The sequence below is a fragment of the Colwellia marinimaniae genome (assembly GCF_002207865.1).
Classification (GTDB): Bacteria; Pseudomonadota; Gammaproteobacteria; order Enterobacterales; family Alteromonadaceae; genus Colwellia; species Colwellia marinimaniae.
Genome location: NZ_BDQM01000100.1, coordinates 1 through 683 on the forward strand (window position 1 = coordinate 1; position 683 = coordinate 683).

Genomic DNA, 683 nt, shown 5'->3' on the forward strand with positions numbered 1-683 from the left:
TCTACAGAAGCTCTGGGGCCGGGCCACAACAAAATTGCTTTGTAAGCTAGACGCCGCATCTACACTGAGGTTTTCACCTCTTCGATTGCACGGAATTGAAACCTCGGTGTTTGCAAGAAAGCACGCTGCAAGCGATAAGTAAAAATAAAGGTTAAAGCTAAAGAAAAATTTATGAGTCAAATTGAAGTTCAAATCAACAAAAAGAGGCTGATAACTAACATCCGTTTAGTGTAAAATCCCTCCTTTCGACAGTAAATTAAGCCTATTCACTAAAACTGAAAGCCAAGACTAAGCCTTACTATGCCAAATGCCCTATTTTACGTGATGCCTGATGAGGCCAATAGCCCCACCGAGGCGACGCAGCAGGTACACAGATTAGCCTGTGAGCTTGCACAAGATGCATATGTTAATCAGCAACTGGTTTATGTCCATACTCAGGATAGAGAACAGGCTTATGCTGTCGATGAATTGTTATGGCAATTTGAGCCAAATTCTTTTGTGCCCCATAACCTCAAGGGTGAAGGCCCCCTCACAGGTGCGCCGGTGGAAATCGGTTTCGATAGCTTAGGTCCCAATAAAAATCGCCATCTTCTGATTAATCTTGCAGACCAAGTGCCCTCATTTGCGGTAAACTTTGGCCAGATTATCGATTTCGTTGCCAACGATGCCGGGCATAAGACGAT

1 protein-coding gene is annotated in these 683 nt (G+C 44.1%); it reads left to right on the top strand.

The genetic code is table 11. The features are described from left to right. Positions 1–300: 300 nt before the first annotated feature. The coding region (locus MTCD1_RS18340; protein WP_088568996.1) for a DNA polymerase III subunit chi at positions 301–683 on the top strand (383 nt) is incomplete at its 3' end.